This is a genomic window from Streptomyces sp. NPDC043685 (assembly GCF_056436585.1).
Window position 1 is genome coordinate 566,801 of record NZ_JBWKCH010000001.1, and the last position, 14,234, is coordinate 581,034.

The 14,234-nt window shown below is 72.9% G+C and carries 12 protein-coding genes; 9 read left to right on the plus strand and 3 right to left on the minus strand.

The window, feature by feature from the left end; all coding sequences use genetic code 11:
* The first annotated feature begins 9 nt into the window (after positions 1 to 9).
* Positions 10 to 936 carry a S1 family peptidase gene (locus tag AC0665_RS02715; RefSeq protein WP_363118373.1) on the plus strand — a complete coding sequence of 309 codons (927 nt, stop codon included), beginning with the start codon at positions 10 to 12 and terminating at the stop codon, positions 934 to 936.
* 27 nt (positions 937 to 963) lie between these two features.
* On the opposite strand, the gene AC0665_RS02720 is transcribed toward AC0665_RS02715, so the two are convergent.
* On the minus strand, positions 964 to 2,577 hold the full coding sequence (locus AC0665_RS02720) for an N-acyl-D-amino-acid deacylase family protein (RefSeq protein WP_478604897.1): 1,614 nt from the start codon (positions 2,575 to 2,577) through the stop codon (positions 964 to 966).
* A gap of 14 nt (positions 2,578 to 2,591) precedes the next feature.
* Positions 2,592 to 3,866 carry an amino acid deaminase gene (locus tag AC0665_RS02725; protein ID WP_478704288.1) on the minus strand — a complete coding sequence of 425 codons (1,275 nt, stop codon included), beginning with the start codon at positions 3,864 to 3,866 and terminating at the stop codon, positions 2,592 to 2,594.
* 135 nt (positions 3,867 to 4,001) lie between these two features.
* Here AC0665_RS02725 and AC0665_RS02730 point away from each other — a divergent pair, with 135 nt between their 5' ends.
* The 5 genes from AC0665_RS02730 (at position 4,002) to AC0665_RS02750 (ending at position 8,411) form a co-directional block, all read left to right on the plus strand.
* Positions 4,002 to 5,036, plus strand: coding sequence for a sugar kinase (locus AC0665_RS02730; RefSeq protein WP_478704289.1), 1,035 nt, complete (start codon positions 4,002 to 4,004; stop codon positions 5,034 to 5,036).
* Positions 5,033 to 5,794, plus strand: a complete 762-nt coding sequence (locus tag AC0665_RS02735) for an IclR family transcriptional regulator (protein WP_468407100.1) — start codon at positions 5,033 to 5,035, stop codon at positions 5,792 to 5,794. The genes AC0665_RS02730 and AC0665_RS02735 overlap by 4 nt, the downstream gene beginning before the upstream one ends.
* Positions 5,791 to 6,201 carry a RidA family protein gene (locus AC0665_RS02740; RefSeq protein WP_468635794.1) on the plus strand — a complete coding sequence of 137 codons (411 nt, stop codon included), beginning with the start codon at positions 5,791 to 5,793 and terminating at the stop codon, positions 6,199 to 6,201. The genes AC0665_RS02735 and AC0665_RS02740 overlap by 4 nt, the downstream gene beginning before the upstream one ends.
* A 103-nt stretch (positions 6,202 to 6,304) precedes the next feature.
* Positions 6,305 to 7,783, plus strand: a complete 1,479-nt coding sequence (locus AC0665_RS02745) for a GntP family permease (protein ID WP_478604890.1) — start codon at positions 6,305 to 6,307, stop codon at positions 7,781 to 7,783.
* An 82-nt stretch (positions 7,784 to 7,865) separates the two neighbouring features.
* Positions 7,866 to 8,411, plus strand: coding sequence for a hypothetical protein (locus tag AC0665_RS02750; protein ID WP_468407106.1), 546 nt, complete (start codon positions 7,866 to 7,868; stop codon positions 8,409 to 8,411).
* Here the strand turns inward: AC0665_RS02750 and AC0665_RS02755 are convergent.
* The gene (locus AC0665_RS02755; RefSeq protein WP_468407108.1) at positions 8,408 to 9,760 is read right to left on the minus strand and encodes a M14 family metallopeptidase; all 1,353 of its coding nucleotides are present in this window, start codon (positions 9,758 to 9,760) and stop codon (positions 8,408 to 8,410) included. The genes AC0665_RS02750 and AC0665_RS02755 overlap by 4 nt on opposite strands.
* 275 nt (positions 9,761 to 10,035) lie before the next feature.
* On the opposite strand from AC0665_RS02755, the gene AC0665_RS02760 reads away from it, so the two are divergent.
* The 3 genes from AC0665_RS02760 (at position 10,036) to AC0665_RS02770 (ending at position 14,182) form a co-directional block, all read left to right on the plus strand.
* Complete coding sequence (locus tag AC0665_RS02760; protein WP_478704290.1) at positions 10,036 to 12,651, plus strand: ATP-binding protein; 2,616 nt, start codon at positions 10,036 to 10,038, stop codon at positions 12,649 to 12,651.
* A 51-nt stretch (positions 12,652 to 12,702) separates the two neighbouring features.
* A complete protein-coding gene (locus tag AC0665_RS02765) occupies positions 12,703 to 13,605 on the plus strand; it encodes an anti-sigma factor RsbA family regulatory protein (protein ID WP_478704291.1) in 903 nt (300 codons plus the stop codon).
* A 94-nt stretch (positions 13,606 to 13,699) separates the two neighbouring features.
* Positions 13,700 to 14,182 (plus strand): ATP-binding protein, encoded by a 483-nt coding sequence (locus AC0665_RS02770; RefSeq protein WP_478704292.1) that lies wholly within the window; start codon positions 13,700 to 13,702, stop codon positions 14,180 to 14,182.
* Positions 14,183 to 14,234: the final 52 nt, after the last annotated feature.

Below are 14,234 nucleotides of genomic sequence, written 5' to 3' on the forward strand. Positions count from 1 at the left end.
GGACCCCCCATGAGAAAACCTCTCGCCGCCGCGTTCTTCGCCCTGGCGATAGCCGGGGCCGGCGCGGCCCCCGCGGCCGCTGCCGATGCCGCCCCCACGGGCGTCGGCAAGACCGCGGACACGGGCTCGGCCACGTCCGCCGTATCGGGCGTGGTCACGTCCGTGGAGCAGACGCTGTCCGGGCTCACCGCTCCGTCGGCGAAGGCCGTGAACTTCGCCGGCACCGTCGCGCTCAGCAACTGCTCCGGCTCGGTCGTCCGGATGCCGGACTCCGAGGCCGACGACCCGGCCCTGGTGATGACGAACGGCCACTGCCTGGAGTCCGGCTTCCCCGGCCCGGGCCAGGTCCTCGTCGACAAGGCCTCCAGCCGCACCTTCAGCCTGCTCAACTCCTCCGGCTCGCGCGTCGCCACCCTGCGCGCCGCCAAGCTCGCCTACGGCACGATGACCGACACGGACGTCGCGCTGTACCAGCTCACCACCACGTACGCGCAGATCAAGAGCTCGTACAACATCAACGCGCTGACGCTGAACGACACCCACCCGGTCGCCGGCACCGCCATCAGCATCCCCTCCGGCTACTGGAAGCGGATCTACAGCTGCTCCATCGACGGGTTCGCGTACCGCCTGAAGGAGGGCGACTGGACCTGGAAGGACTCGGTCCGCTACACCTCCGCCTGCAACACCATCGGCGGCACGTCCGGCTCGCCCGTCGTCGACCAGGCCACCAACAAGGTCGTGGCCATCAACAACACCGGCAACGAGGACGGTGAGCGCTGCACGGTGAACAACCCGTGCGAGGTCGACGCCAACGGCACCGTGACCGTCCGCAAGGGCATCAACTACGCCCAGGAGACCTACGGGATCCCGGCCTGCTTCGGGATCGACAACAAGCTCGACCTGAGCGCGAGCGGCTGCACCCTGCCCAAGCCGTAGGACCAGGACAGGGCGCAGGCCGGGCGGTCACGTGGGAGGAGTCCCGCGGATCGCCCGGCCCGCCAGCACGTCGGTGCGCCGGCCCTCCTCGATCACGAACCGGCCGTCGACCAGGACGTGCGGGATGCCCGTCGGGAGCGTGCGCGGCTCCGCGAACGTGGAGCCCGCCGCGACCGTCGCCGGGTCGAACAGGACCAGGTCGGCCACGTACCCCTCGCGGACCAGGCCCCGGTCCGGCAGGCGGAGCCGCGCCGCCGGGCGGGACGTGAGGTGTGCGACGCACTCCTCCAGCGACAGCACCCCCGACTCCCGCACGTAGTGGCCGAGATAGTGCGGGAACGTGCCGTAGGCGCGCGGGTGCGGCTTCGCGCCCTGGAGGATGCCGTCCGAGCCACCGGTGTGGACCCGGTGGCGCATGATCGCGCGGACGTTCTCCTCGTGGCCCACGTGCTGGAGGATCGTCGGGGCCAGCCGGTCGGCCAGCAGCAGTCCGCGGGCGGTCACCCAGGGCTCCTCGCCCCGGACGGCCGCCGACTCGGCGATGGTCCGGCCGACGAGATCGGCCAGGGCCGGGTCGCCCACGCCTGAGATCTCGATGGTGTCCCATTCGATCGGCACACCGTGGCAGCCGTCCGAGCCGGTGACCTCCAGATGGTGGCGGATGCGTTCCGCAGTGCCGTCGTCCGCCAGCCGCCGGAGGGTCTCCTCCGGGCCGCCCTCGCTCGCCCAGCTCGGCAGGACGGCCGCCAGCGTCGTGCAGCCCGGGGTGTACGGGTAGGTGTCGAGGCTGATGTCCGCTCCCTCGGCGAGGGCCTCGTCCAGCAGGGACAGCAGCTCGGGCGCCCGGCCCCTGTTCACGCCGAAGTTCATGGTGGCGTGGGCGAGATGGAGGGAGCAGCCCGCCTCACGGGTCAGCGCGATCATCTCCCGGTAGGCCTCCAGGGCGCCGGCCCCGTAGGAGCGGTGGTGCGGGCAGTAGTAGCCGCCGTAGGAGGCCACCACCCGGCACAGCTCGGTCAGTTCGGCGCCCCGCGCGTACATGCCCGGGGTGTACGTAAGCCCCGAGGACATGCCGACGGCGCCCTGCTCCATGCCCTCGGCCACCAACCGCCGCATCCGGTCCAGCTCTTGCTCGGTGGCCTCGCGGTCCTCCCAGCCGACGGCGAGGGCCCGGACCGTGCCCTGCGGGATCAGGTAGGCCGCGTTCACGGCGATCCCGCGGTCCAGCCGGTCGAGGTACTCGCCGACCGTGCGCCAGTCGATGTCGAGGTCGTCGCCCGGGCCGTTCCACCCGGCGATCGCGCGGCGCACCTCGCCGAGCGTGCGGTCGTCGACCGGCGCGTACGACAGGCCGTCCTGGCCGATGACCTCCAGCGTGACGCCCTGCGCGGCCTTGGCGCTGTGGTCGGGGTCGCGCAGCAGCGCGAGGTCGCTGTGCGCGTGCATGTCGATGAAGCCGGGGGAGAGGACCAGGCCCTCCGCGTCCAGCTCCCGGCGGGCCTTCGGCCGCTGGCAGCCCGCCGCGGCGGCCTCCTTGACGATCCCCACGATCCGGCCGCCGTCGACCACGACATCGGCGCGGTAGGAGTCCGCGCCCGAGCCGTCGACGACGTCCGCGTCCCGGATGACGAGCTCTTCCATCGCTCCCGCCCCTCCTAGAAGAACGTGCGCACGTAGTCGACGACCGTGCCGTCCGCCTCGGCGACGGGGATCAGCTGCCACTTGTCGAACGAGGTGCACGGATGGGACAGGCCCAGCCCGACCCAGTCGCCGACCTCCAGGTCCGCCTCCGGTGCGGTGGCGAGCCAGGCGTGCTGGTCCGACAGGGCCGTCACCGAGACGCCGGTGGCCGGGCGCTCGGCGCCGTCGCGGCGGATCACCTGGGCGAAGGGCAGATCGAGGTCGTAGGCGGCGTCCCGCTTGCCCGCGTTGACGAAGGCCTGCTCGGGGCAGGGGCGTGACACCACCTGGGTCCACAGGCGGAACGCCGGCTCCAGCGCGCCCTCCTCGGGGACCCGGTTGAACGGGGTCAGCTTGCGGTAGTGGCCGTCGTCGTGCGAGACGTAGGCGCCCGAGCGGAGCAACTTCAGTATGGGGGAGGAGAGTTCGGGGATCTCGGCGAAGACCTCGGCGACCGCGTCGAACCAGGCGCTGCCGCCCGCGCTGACCACGATCTCGTCCAGGCCGGTGAAGCGCCCGCCCTTGTCGAAGTCGGCGGCGAGGGCGACCAGCCGTCGCAGCCACGCCGTCACCCGCTCGGTGTCGGCCTTCGGCACCTCGCCCTCGTAGCCCGCGACACCGACCAGACGCAGGGTGCGGGTGCCCGCCACCGCGTCCGCGACCGCCGCGCACTCCGCCTCCGTCCGCACCCCGGTCCGGGCGCCCTCACCGGCGGCGAGCTCGACGACGACGTCCACCGGCCGCGAGGCGCCCCGCAGGGCCGCGTCCATCAGCTCCACTCCGCGCACGGAGTCGACGTAACAGACGAACCGGAACCCCGGGTCGGCGTCCAGCTCGGCGGTGATCCAGCGCAGGGCCGCCGCGTCGACCAGCTCGTTGGCCAGGAACACACGCCGGGTGCCGAACGCCCGCGCCACCCGCACCTGGTGCGGCACGGCCAGCGTGATGCCCCACGCCCCGTGCTCGATCTGCCGCTGGAACAGCTGCGGTGCCATCGAGGTCTTGCCGTGCGGCGCGAACGCCAGGCCGTGCCGGGCCGCGTACGTCTCCATCAGCCTCAGGTTGTGCTCCAGGCGCTCGGCGGACAGCGCGAGCACGGGCGTGGCGAAGCCGCCGGTGAACAGGTTGCGGCGCTGTCCGGCCAGCTCGGCGACGGTCAGGCCGTCGGCGTCCGGCGGGAGGCCCTTGAAGCGGTGATCGACGCGCTCGGCGGCGAGCCGGGCGAGGGACTGGGCGGAGTCGGCCGTCATGGAGCCTCCCTGATCTGCGGTGTTGCAGTAGATGCAACATTCATTGCGTATGTCGCTGACCGCTGTCTAACATCTCGGCCACCGCCGGTCAATGAAACCGCCCCCCACCGACCTCGCCGAGGAGCTACGAGCATCGTGACCCCCACGGGACCCTGCGACGCCCCCGATGTCGTGGACGTCGTCGCGCTCGGCGAGTCCATGGTCACGTTCCTGCCCTCCCGGCCGGGACGCCTCGCCGACGTGCCGTCCTTCGCGCGGGGCATCGGCGGGGCGGAGTCCAACGTGGCCTGCGTGCTGGCGGCGGCGGGGCACTCCGCGCGGTGGGTCAGCAGGGTGGGGGCCGACCCGTTCGGCGACCACCTGGTGGAGGCGATCGGCGGGTACGGGGTCGACGTGGCGCATGTCCGGCGCGACCCCGACCGCCCCACCGGCATCTACTTCCGCACCGCAGGGGACCGGGCCGGCGACACCCACGAGGTGGCGTACTACCGGGCCGGTTCCGCGGCCTCCGCGATGAGCGCGACCGATCCCGACCCGTCGGCGGTGCGCGCCGGGCGTGTGCTGCACCTGTCCGGCATCACCGCGGCGCTCTCCGCGACCTGCCTCGACCTGATGCGCGAGCTGACCACCCGCCGCCCCGGCCGCCCGCTCGTCTCCTTCGACGTCAACCACCGCCCCGGCCTGTGGCGCGGCGCGGACGCCCCCGAGGTGCTGCGCGACCTCGCCCGCGGCGCCGACCTCGTGTTCGTCGGGCAGGACGAGGCGTGGGGACTGCACAGCGCCGAAGCCGTCCGCGCCGCCCTTCCCGAACCCGAGGTGCTGGTCGTCAAGCAGGGCGCCGCCGGGGCCACCGTCTTCCACGAGCGGGACGTCACCTTCGTCCCCGCGCCCCGCGTGGACGTCGTCGCCGCCGTCGGTGCCGGGGACGCCTTCGCCGCCGGGTTCCTCTCCGCCACCCTGCGCGGGCTGCCCGTGCGGCAGCGGCTGCGGCACGGGCACCTGATGGCCGCCGCCGCGCTGACCGCGCCCGGCGACCTCGCGACCCCGCCCGCCCGCGACCACGCCGACCGCCTCGCTGCCCTGGACGACGGCACATGGGGGAGACTGCGACTCGGCCCGGGCTGGACCGAGGAGACACAGCGGGCCGCCGAGGAGGTACGTACGTCATGAGCCAGACCGTCGACCGCGCGCTCAGCATCCTGCCGCTGCTCGCCGAGGGACCCGCCGACCTGGGGCAGGTCGCCGACCGCCTCGGCGTGCACAAGTCCACGGCCCTGCGCCTGCTGCGCACCCTCCACGAGCACGGCCTCGTCTACCGCCAGTCCGACCAGCGCTACCGCCTCGGAGCCCGGCTCTTCGCCCTCGCCCAGGAGGCGATGGAGAACCTCGACGTCCGCGAGATCGCCCACCCCCACCTGGTCCGCCTCAACGAGGCCTGCGGGCACACCGTGCACCTCGCCGTGTACGAGGAGAACGAGGTCCTCTACATCGACAAGGTCGACAGCCGCTACCCGGTGCGGATGTACTCCCGCATCGGCAAGCCCGTCGCCATCACCGTCGCCGCGGTCGCCAAGCTGCTGCTGGCCGACCTGCCCGAGCACGAGCGGCGCGCGGTCGCGGAGAAGCTCGACTACCCCGCCTACACGTCCCGTTCGACCCCAGGCGCGAGCGCGTTCCTGCGCGAGCTGGAGAAGGTGCGCGAACAGGGCTGGGCCACCGACCTCGGCGGCCACGAGGAGTCCATCAACTGCGTCGCGGCGCCCATCCGCGGCGCCGACGGCCGGGTCGTCGCCGCGATGTCGGTCTCCGCGCCGAACGTCGTCGTCACCGCCGACGAACTCCTCACCCTCCTGCCGCTGGTGCGCCGCACGGCGGACGCCATCAGCGGGGAGTACTCCGGCAGATCACCAGTGAAGGGCACCGTATGACGGACAAGATCGCACTCACCCCGAAGACCCACACCACCCCGCCGGCGAAGTTCTCCCACGGTGTGAGGAAGGGCAACATCCTCCAGGTCGCCGGCCAGGTCGGCTTCCTGCCCGCCGAGGAGGGCAAGGCGCCCACGCCCGCCGGGCCGACCCTGCGCGAGCAGACCCTCCAGACCCTCGCCAACGTCAAGGCCATCCTGGAGGAGGGCGGCGCCTCCTGGGACGACGTGATGATGATCCGCGTCTACCTGACGGACGTGGCCCACTTCGCCGAGATGAACGAGATCTACAACGCGTACTTCGAGGAGCAGGGCCTGACCCAGCCGCCCGCCGCGCGCACGACGGTCTACGTCGGTCTGCCCGCGGGTCTCCTCATCGAGATCGACGCGCTGGCCGTCCTCGGCTGACCCACCCCCGCACCCGCACGTCCGTGAGGCGCGGCGCCCCGATGCGCCGCGTCGCGCTCCCCCCTACCCAGAAGCCGTATGCCTTTACGAAGAGGACCCCCGTATGTCCCATCCGCTCGCCGCGTCCGCCCCCGCCGAGACACCGCCCCACGCCGGAGGACTGCTCCTCCTCGTCGACGGCACCGCCGGACTCCTGCTCACCGCCGCGCTCGGCATCGCGCTGCTGCTCCTGCTCATCATCAAGCTGAGACTCCAGCCCTTCGTCGCCCTGCTGGCGGTCTCCATAGCCGTCGGCCTCGCCGCCGGTCTCTCGGTCACCGAACTCTTCGGCACGGTCCAGAGGTCGGACGCCGTCTCCACCATCGAATCCGGCATGGGCGGCATCCTCGGCCATGTCGCCATCATCATCGGCCTGGGCACCATGCTCGGCGCGATCCTCGAAGTCAGCGGCGGGGCCGAGGTCCTGGCGGGCCGTCTGCTCGGCCTGTTCGGGGAGCGGCGCGCACCCCTCGCCATGGGCCTGACCGGCCTGATCTTCGGCATCCCGGTCTTCTTCGACGTCGGCATCTTCGTCCTGGCCCCGATCGTCTACGCCGCCGCCAAGCGGTCCGGCAAGTCGATCCTGCTCTACTGCCTGCCCCTGCTCGCGGGCCTGTCCGTCACGCACGCCTTCCTGCCGCCGCACCCCGGCCCGGTGGCCGCCGCCGGGCTGCTCCACGTCGACCTCGGCTGGGTCGTCCTCATGGGCGTCGTCTGCGGCCTGCCCGCGGTGCTGGCCGCCTGGGGCTACGCCGCGTGGATCGGCCGCCGCATCTTCGTCCCCGTCCCGCAGGACATGGTCGAGGCGGCAAAGGAGGCCAGGCAAGCCGTCGTCGACGAGCAGCGGGCCGCCGGGGTCGCGCCCAGCGAGCAGCCGGTCTCCCTCGGCACGGTCCTCGGCATCATCGGCGCGCCCCTGGTGCTCATCCTCGCCGCGACGTTCTCCTCGATCGCCCTGGGCCCCTCCACGCTCCGCTCGGTGATCGAGTTCTTCGGCAACCCGTTCGTGGCGCTGACCATCGCCCTGTTCCTCGCGTACTACCTGCTGGGCATCCGCCGCGGCTGGTCCCGCACATCCCTGGAGACGGTGTCGACCGCGTCCCTCAAGCCGGTCGGCAACATCCTGCTGGTGGTCGGCGCGGGCGGCGTCTTCGGCGCCGTCCTCAAAGCCAGCGGCGTCGCCCAGGCCCTGTCGGACACGTTCAACGACGTCGGCCTCCCGGTGCTCGTCCTGTCCTACCTGATCTCCGTCGTCCTGCGCGTGGCCCAGGGCTCGGCGACGGTGGCGATCGTGACGACGGCGGGCATCGTGGCCCCGCTCCTGTCCGAGGGCGACCACTCCCAGGCGTTCGTGGCCCTGGTCATCATGGCCATCTCGGCCGGCTCCATCTTCGCCTCGCACGTCAACGACGGCGGCTTCTGGATGGTGGCGAAGTACTTCGGCATCAGCGAGCGGGACACGCTCAAGACCTGGACCGTGCTGGAGAGCGTGCTGTCGGTGGCGGGGTTCGCGGTGGCGGCGGTGCTCAGCCTCTTCGTGTAGACGGCCGAATCTTGTAGGCGTCTGATAACGAAGTCGGACTCGACTGTGTACCGCACAGGTTTGTCGACCATACTGCTGCGCTGTGGAGCAGCGCATAGGTTCGAGCAGCCAGCCCCTGGAAGGCGCCGGGTTCGACCCGGCCTTCGTTCCCGGGCTCACGTCACCCGTGTCCGGACGGACGGAGGAGGACGCGTCCGAGAAGGAGCCCGAGGTCGCGGACGCCGAGGCGGCCGAGGAGGCCGCCGACGAGCCGGAGGACACGGCCGAGGCGGCCCCCTCCGAGCAGGAGGAGGACACCGAAGCCGTCGACGGCCCCGTCTTCGAGGCGTCCGACCGCCGCGCCAGGCTGGTCGCCGACCACCGGGGCGTACGACTGTGCCTGGACGACCAGGAGTGCGAGTTCCGCTGGGACGAGATCGGCGCGGTCGAGACGGAGACGGCGCGCTTCGGCAAGCGGTACACCGTCACCGTCCACACCCCTGACCGGCGTTGGTACCCGATCGAGATCGAGGCGCCGGCCAGGAGCCACTTCAAGGTGTGGGACGAGCAGCTGGACGCCGTCCTCGACGCCTACTTCGAGGACGGCGAACCCGAGGCGGGCGAGGCGGGCGAGGAACCGCGCGCCTAACCGCAGTACTGGCTCTCCTTGCCGATCGACCGGTACATGCAGTCCGCGTTCTCCAGCAGTTGCAGCACCGCATCGCGGTTACGGGAGGTCTCCCGCTCGATCACCTCGTCGGGCGGGTAGAACCCGCCTCCGCCGGAGCGGGGGTACATCTCGAAGGTGTACGCGAAGATCTTGTGCGCGCCCCAGAGGTAGTCGTCGATCGACCCGTCCGTGATGTACAGGTCGCTGGACTGCTCGGCCGTGTAGCCGTTGCTCGCGGCCATCTTGCGGCCGACCGCCTTGAACGCGGCGTTGTCGTCCGCGGTCATCCCCGTCGCCGTGTCGGAGTACGTGTAGCCGAACGGCCACAGCACCAGCTCGCTGTAGGTGTGGAAGTCGACGCCGGCCTTGATCTGCTGTGTGCCGCCGACGACCCGGCTGCGCACGAAGTCCGCCACGACCTTCACCTCGGGCGCGGACTCGGCCGACGGTCCCCGGTAGGTCTCCGACGACGTGGAGCCCGAGGAGCCGCCGCAGCAGCCCCAGCGGTAGTTCCAGTTGCGGTTCAGGTCGGTACCGACGTACGAGGAACCGGAGTTGGGCTGCCGGTTCTTGCGCCAGGAGCGGTACGAGCCGGTGGCGATGTCGTACTCGCCGCCGTCCGGGTTGATGTCCGGGACGATCCAGATCTCACGGTTGTTCACCATGCTCGTGACGCGTGAGTCGGAGCCGTAGCCGGAGGTCAGCTCGCGCAGCAGGTAGAGCGCCATCTCGACGGTCAGGTGCTCGCGGGCGTGCTGGTGGTGGGTGAACAGCACCTCGGGCTCGGACTCGTCGGAGGCCACGTTGTCGCTGATCTTGACGGCGACGATGTTCCGGCCCTGGTACGACTTGCCGATCACGCGCTGGCTCGCGATGGACGGGTTGGCCGCCACGAGCGCGTTGATCTCGCTCGTCATCTCCGCGTAGTTGTGGTACTTCGAGTCGCCCGAGGGGAAGTCGAAGAGCCGGAGGTCGTCCTCTCCCGCGGAGCGGTCGGGGACCGCGCCGAGCCGGGTGACCTCGTAGCCCAGCGCGCGCAGCTTCTTGATCTGGTCCGCGCGGCCGGAGACCACGACCCCGTGGCCGTGCACCTCGTCCACGGTCACGCCCGTGCGCTGAAGTGCCGTGCGGTCCTTGGCCGTCGAGTGCAGATGGACCTCGTACTGCCGGATGTCGTCGGCCGAAGCGGCCGTCCTGCGGGCGCCGTCGGCGCTGGCGTCGGTCGTGGTCGCGGACAGGGGCGCCGCGAGCGCGAGGGCGAGGAGGCCGGCGAGGGCGGCGGTGCGTCTGCCGGTGCGGGCACCGGATCCTCGGATGCGAAGTCGCATGAAATCTCCTTGTGGGAGGTGGGGTTGCTCCGTGCGACGTACGTGGTGCGGGTGGCGCACATCGTTCTGCCAATGGCATGAGCAGGTCAAGACTGAAAGTGGCCGCGCAGTGTACGCGCGCCGCTCCGACGCTGAGGGGTCCCGGCGGAAGTGCACCCGCAGGGGTGGCTCCGGCGTGCATATATGTACGGAACGGGAGAAGGTGTGGGTCCGCGTAAGGGGAGCCGGAGTGTCCGGATCCCCCGGACCACACCCCCTCAGAGGACTGGCTGATCATGGGCGGATCAGCGCCACGACGGGACCACCACCTGCCGGCCGAGACGACCAGTTTCGTCGACCGGCGTGGCGAACTGACCCAGGGCCGCGAACTGCTGGCCCGCACACGGCTGGTGACGCTCACCGGGCCCGGCGGCGTCGGCAAGACCCGGCTCGCCGGGCGCATCGCGGCCCGGGTGCGGCGGGCCTTCCCGGACGGCGTGCGTTTCGTGCACCTGTCCGGACTGCACGACCCGGCCCTCGTCCCGCTCGCCGCCGCCGACGCGCTCGGGCTCCACGACCGGTCCAGCCAGCCGCCCCTGGACGTGCTCGTCGAGCAGGTACGGGACCGGCGGCTGCTCCTCGTCGTCGACAACTGCGAGCATCTGGCGGGTGCGTGCGCCCGGCTCGCGGCCGCCCTGCTGCACGGCACCGAGGGCGTCCGGATCCTCGCCACCAGCCGGCACCGCCTCGGCCTCACCGAGGAACACCTGCTGGAAGTACGGCCGTTGCCGGTGCCCGATCCGGACGGCGACCTGTCCGCCGCCGAGGGCTACCCCGCGCTCACCCTCTTCGCCGACCGGGCAGCCGCCGTCGTCCCCGGCTTCCGGCTCACCGCCGCCAACCGGGCCTCCGTCGCCCGCCTGTGCCACCGCCTGGAGGGACTGCCCCTCGCCATCGAACTGGCCGCCGTCCGCATGCGCGTCCTGGACGTCGACCAGATCCTTCAGCGCCTCGACGACCGCTACCGCTTCCTCACCACCGGCAGCCCCACCGCCCTGCCCCGCCACCAGACCCTGCGGGCGGCCGTCTCCTGGAGCCACGACCTGTGCACCACCACCGAGCAGACGGTGTGGGCCCGGCTGTCGGTGCTCGCCGGCAGCTTCGACCTGGAGACGGCGGAAGCGGTGTGCGCGGACGGCACGAACAGCACCGAACACCCGGCGGTCGGGGAGCGCCCCGCCCACCAGGGGGCCCGGACCGATCCCCCCACCCGGCCCCCGAACGCCTCCGGTACGCACCCGCCGTTCGGGACGGCGACCCCGGCGACGACCAGCCCGTTCGGGGCGGCGGCCCCGGCGGTCACCATCTCGCCGGGGGCGGCGGCCACCTCGCCGGAGGCGGCGGTCCCGGCGATCGCCACCCCGCCCGAGGCGTTGTTCTGGTCAACGACCACCCCGCCCGAGGCGGCGCCCCCCGGGGCCACCGCCCCGGCCCTGCGTACCGAGGACGTGCTGGAAGCCGTCGCCGGGCTCGTTGACAAGTCCGTGTTGTGCCGGGAGTCCGGGCCCGGTGGGGTGCGTTACCGGATGCTCGACACGCTGCGGCAGTACGGACTGGAGCGGCTGCGGGGCGCCGGGGAGGAGGCGGCCGCCCGGCGGCGGCAGCGGGACTGGACGGCGCGGCGGGCCGAGGCCTACGAGCGCGGCTGGTTCGGGCCCGGGCAGCCCGGGACCGCCGCCCGGCTGCGCGCCGACCGGGACAATCTGCGCGCCGCCCTCGACTTCAGCCTCGGCACCCCCGGCGAGGCCCTCGCCGGGCTGCGCCTGGCCGGCACGCTCTGGTTCCACTGGCACGCCTGCGGGGCCGCCCGTGAGGGCCTGTACTGGCTCGACCGGGCCCTGACCGCCGCCCCCGGACCGACCCGGGAACGGGCCCGCGGCCTCTGGGTCGCCGGGCTGCTGGCCGCCGCCACCCGGGACTTCCCCCGGGGCCGTCGCCACGCGGAGGACGCCCTCGCCCTCGCCCGTGCGCTCGGCGACACGGCCGAGGCCGCCCACGCCGAGTACGTCATCGGCGTCATCCGGCTGTTCGGCGACGACCTGCCCGGGGCGCTGGAGCACTTCGAGGCCACTGTCGCCCGCGGTCCCGTCCCCGGACAGCACCTCAGCCTCTTCGGCCTCGACCAGGTCGAACTCGCCTGCGCGCTGGGCTTCCTGGGCGAGGCCGAGCGGGCCGTCGAGGTCTGCGAGCGGACCCTGCGGCTGTGCGAGCGGCACGGCGAGCAATGGGTGCGGTCCTATGTGCTGCGGATGCTCGCCCTCGCGCACACCGTGCGCGGCGACCGGCCCCGGGCCGAACGGCACGCCCGCGAGGCACTGCGGCTCAAACTCGCCGTCCACGACGTCACCGGCATCGCCCTCACCCTCGACCTGCTCGCGTCCATCGCGGCCGGACGCGACGCCCACCAGCACGCCGCCCTGCTGCTGGGCGGCGCCGACCGCGTCTGGGCCGACATCGACACCGGCCGCTGGGGCGCCCACACCCTCAACTCCGTCCGCAGGGACAGCGAGGAGCGGGCGGCCCGGGCCCTGGGGCGCGAGGCGTTCGAGCGGGCCCACCGGCGGGGCGGGGCGCTCGGCCTCACGGAACTGGTCGGCCACGCCCTTCAGGAGACGGGCCGGCCCCCCACCGAACCCGCCCACCCGGCCTCGCACGACGGCACCGCGGTCCGGCTGACCCGCCGCGAGACCGAGGTCGCCCGGCTCGTCGCCGAGGGGCTCGCCAACCAGCAGATCGCCGACCGTCTGGTGATCGCCCGCCGCACCGCCGAAGGCCATGTGGAACGCATCCTCAGCAAGCTCGGCTTCAGCAACCGCACCCAGATCGCCGCCTGGGTGACGGCACAGCGCTGACCGGCCCGACCCGCCCCCGCACCCCCGTCCGCACCCACCCGAGGGGATCACGTGACCACCGCAGCACACAGCCCGTTCGACCACCGCATGGCCGTCTTCGACTCCGACGACGGCTTCCTGGCCGCCGCCCTGCCCTTCCTCGGCGAAGGACTCGGCGCCTGCGGGGAGCCCCCGCCGGTGGCCATCGCCGCCCCGCACAACCTGGACCTCCTGCGGGACGCCCTCGGCGGTGACGCCGACGACGTCATCCGGATCCCGCACACCGACTGGTACACCGGCTCCGCCGCCAACGCCGTCGCCCGGGCCGCCGCGTACCTCACCGCGCACGCGGGCCCCGGCGGGAGGATCCACCTCGTCATGGAGCCCGTCTGGAGCGGCCGCGCCGGCCGCTCGGCCCGCGAGACCACCGAGTGGATCCGCTACGAGGCCCTCGCCAACCTCCTCTTCGCCCCCATGGCCACAACCGCCCTGTGCGCCTACGACACCCGCACCGCCGGGCCCGCCGTCGTCGCCGCGGCCCGCCGCACCCACCCCGACACGGAGGTGTACCAGGACCCGCTGCGCCTCGCCGCTGAACTCGACGCCGTACCCCTGCCGTTGCCCCCGGCCGATGTGCGTCGCCTGGAGCAGCCGCACGCCGCGGCCGTGCGGAGCTGGGCGGCGGGCCGGGGGCTGCCCGCCGCCGACGCCGAGCTGTTCGGCGCCGCCGTGGCGGAGACCGCCGCGGCCCTCGCGCCCCTGGGCGGCGACACCCTGCTGTGGGGCGAGGCACCCGCCTGCGTCTGCGAACTGCGCTCGTCCCGCCGTCTCGACGACCCGCTCGCCGGTTTCGTCCCGCCGCCGGCCGCGGACCCGGAACCGGGCCCGGGGCTGTGGTACGCGCGTCAGGTCTGCGCGTACGTGGACATCCGCGACGACGCCGAGGGGGCGACGGTCCGCCTCCAGTACGCCTGACCCCCCACCCGTACCCCCTCACCTGCGCGGGCAGGTAGGGAATCGGGTAGTCCTCCCCCTGTGCCGGACCGCCCCCGCGGATCACCCTGGACGCATGCTGCAACTCTCCGGGCGGCACCTCCCGGACCCCGACGCCCACTACGGCCCGTTCCCGCAACCACCCCTGGGAGCCGGTCATCTGAGTGTCGAGTACGCACCGCGGCTCTCCGCCGTCCGCGAGGCCCGCGCGGAGGTCCGCAGGCAGTTGGAGGGATGGGGGTTCGCCGAGCGCGGCGAGGTCGCGGACGTGGCCGAACTGCTCGTCGGCGAACTGGCCACCAACGCCCTGGTGCACGCCGGGAGCCGCTTCCGGCTCACGCTCTTCGCCGCGCACGGCGTCCTGCGCTGCGAGGTCGCGGACACCGAACGCCGTGTGCCGCGGGTGCTGGACGCGGGCACCGGGGAGAGCGGCCGTGGGATGTTCCTGGTGGACGCGCTCGCACAGCGCTGGGGCTGCCATCGGGACGGGTCGGGCAAGACCGTGTGGTTCGAGCTCGGCACGTGCGGATCGGACGGCTGCGGTCGGCGACAGTCGTGACACTCCGCCGGGTTCGGCCGTCCCCGGGGGCTTTCCCGGCCGCCGGGGGGCC

Excerpts from the sequence above, each read along its gene's own strand:
- AC0665_RS02715 (WP_363118373.1), top strand. The coding sequence starts at position 10 with ATGAGAAAACCTCTCGCCGCCGCGTTCTTCGCCCTGGCGATAGCCGGG.
- AC0665_RS02720 (WP_478604897.1), bottom strand. The coding sequence starts at position 2,577 with ATGGAAGAGCTCGTCATCCGGGACGCGGACGTCGTCGACGGCTCGGGC.
- AC0665_RS02725 (WP_478704288.1), bottom strand. The coding sequence starts at position 3,866 with ATGACGGCCGACTCCGCCCAGTCCCTCGCCCGGCTCGCCGCCGAGCGC.
- AC0665_RS02735 (WP_468407100.1), top strand. The coding sequence starts at position 5,033 with ATGAGCCAGACCGTCGACCGCGCGCTCAGCATCCTGCCGCTGCTCGCC.
- AC0665_RS02740 (WP_468635794.1), top strand. The coding sequence starts at position 5,791 with ATGACGGACAAGATCGCACTCACCCCGAAGACCCACACCACCCCGCCG.
- AC0665_RS02745 (WP_478604890.1), top strand. The coding sequence starts at position 6,305 with ATGTCCCATCCGCTCGCCGCGTCCGCCCCCGCCGAGACACCGCCCCAC.
- AC0665_RS02755 (WP_468407108.1), bottom strand. The coding sequence starts at position 9,760 with ATGCGACTTCGCATCCGAGGATCCGGTGCCCGCACCGGCAGACGCACC.
- AC0665_RS02760 (WP_478704290.1), top strand. The coding sequence starts at position 10,036 with ATGGGCGGATCAGCGCCACGACGGGACCACCACCTGCCGGCCGAGACG.
- AC0665_RS02770 (WP_478704292.1), top strand. The coding sequence starts at position 13,700 with ATGCTGCAACTCTCCGGGCGGCACCTCCCGGACCCCGACGCCCACTAC.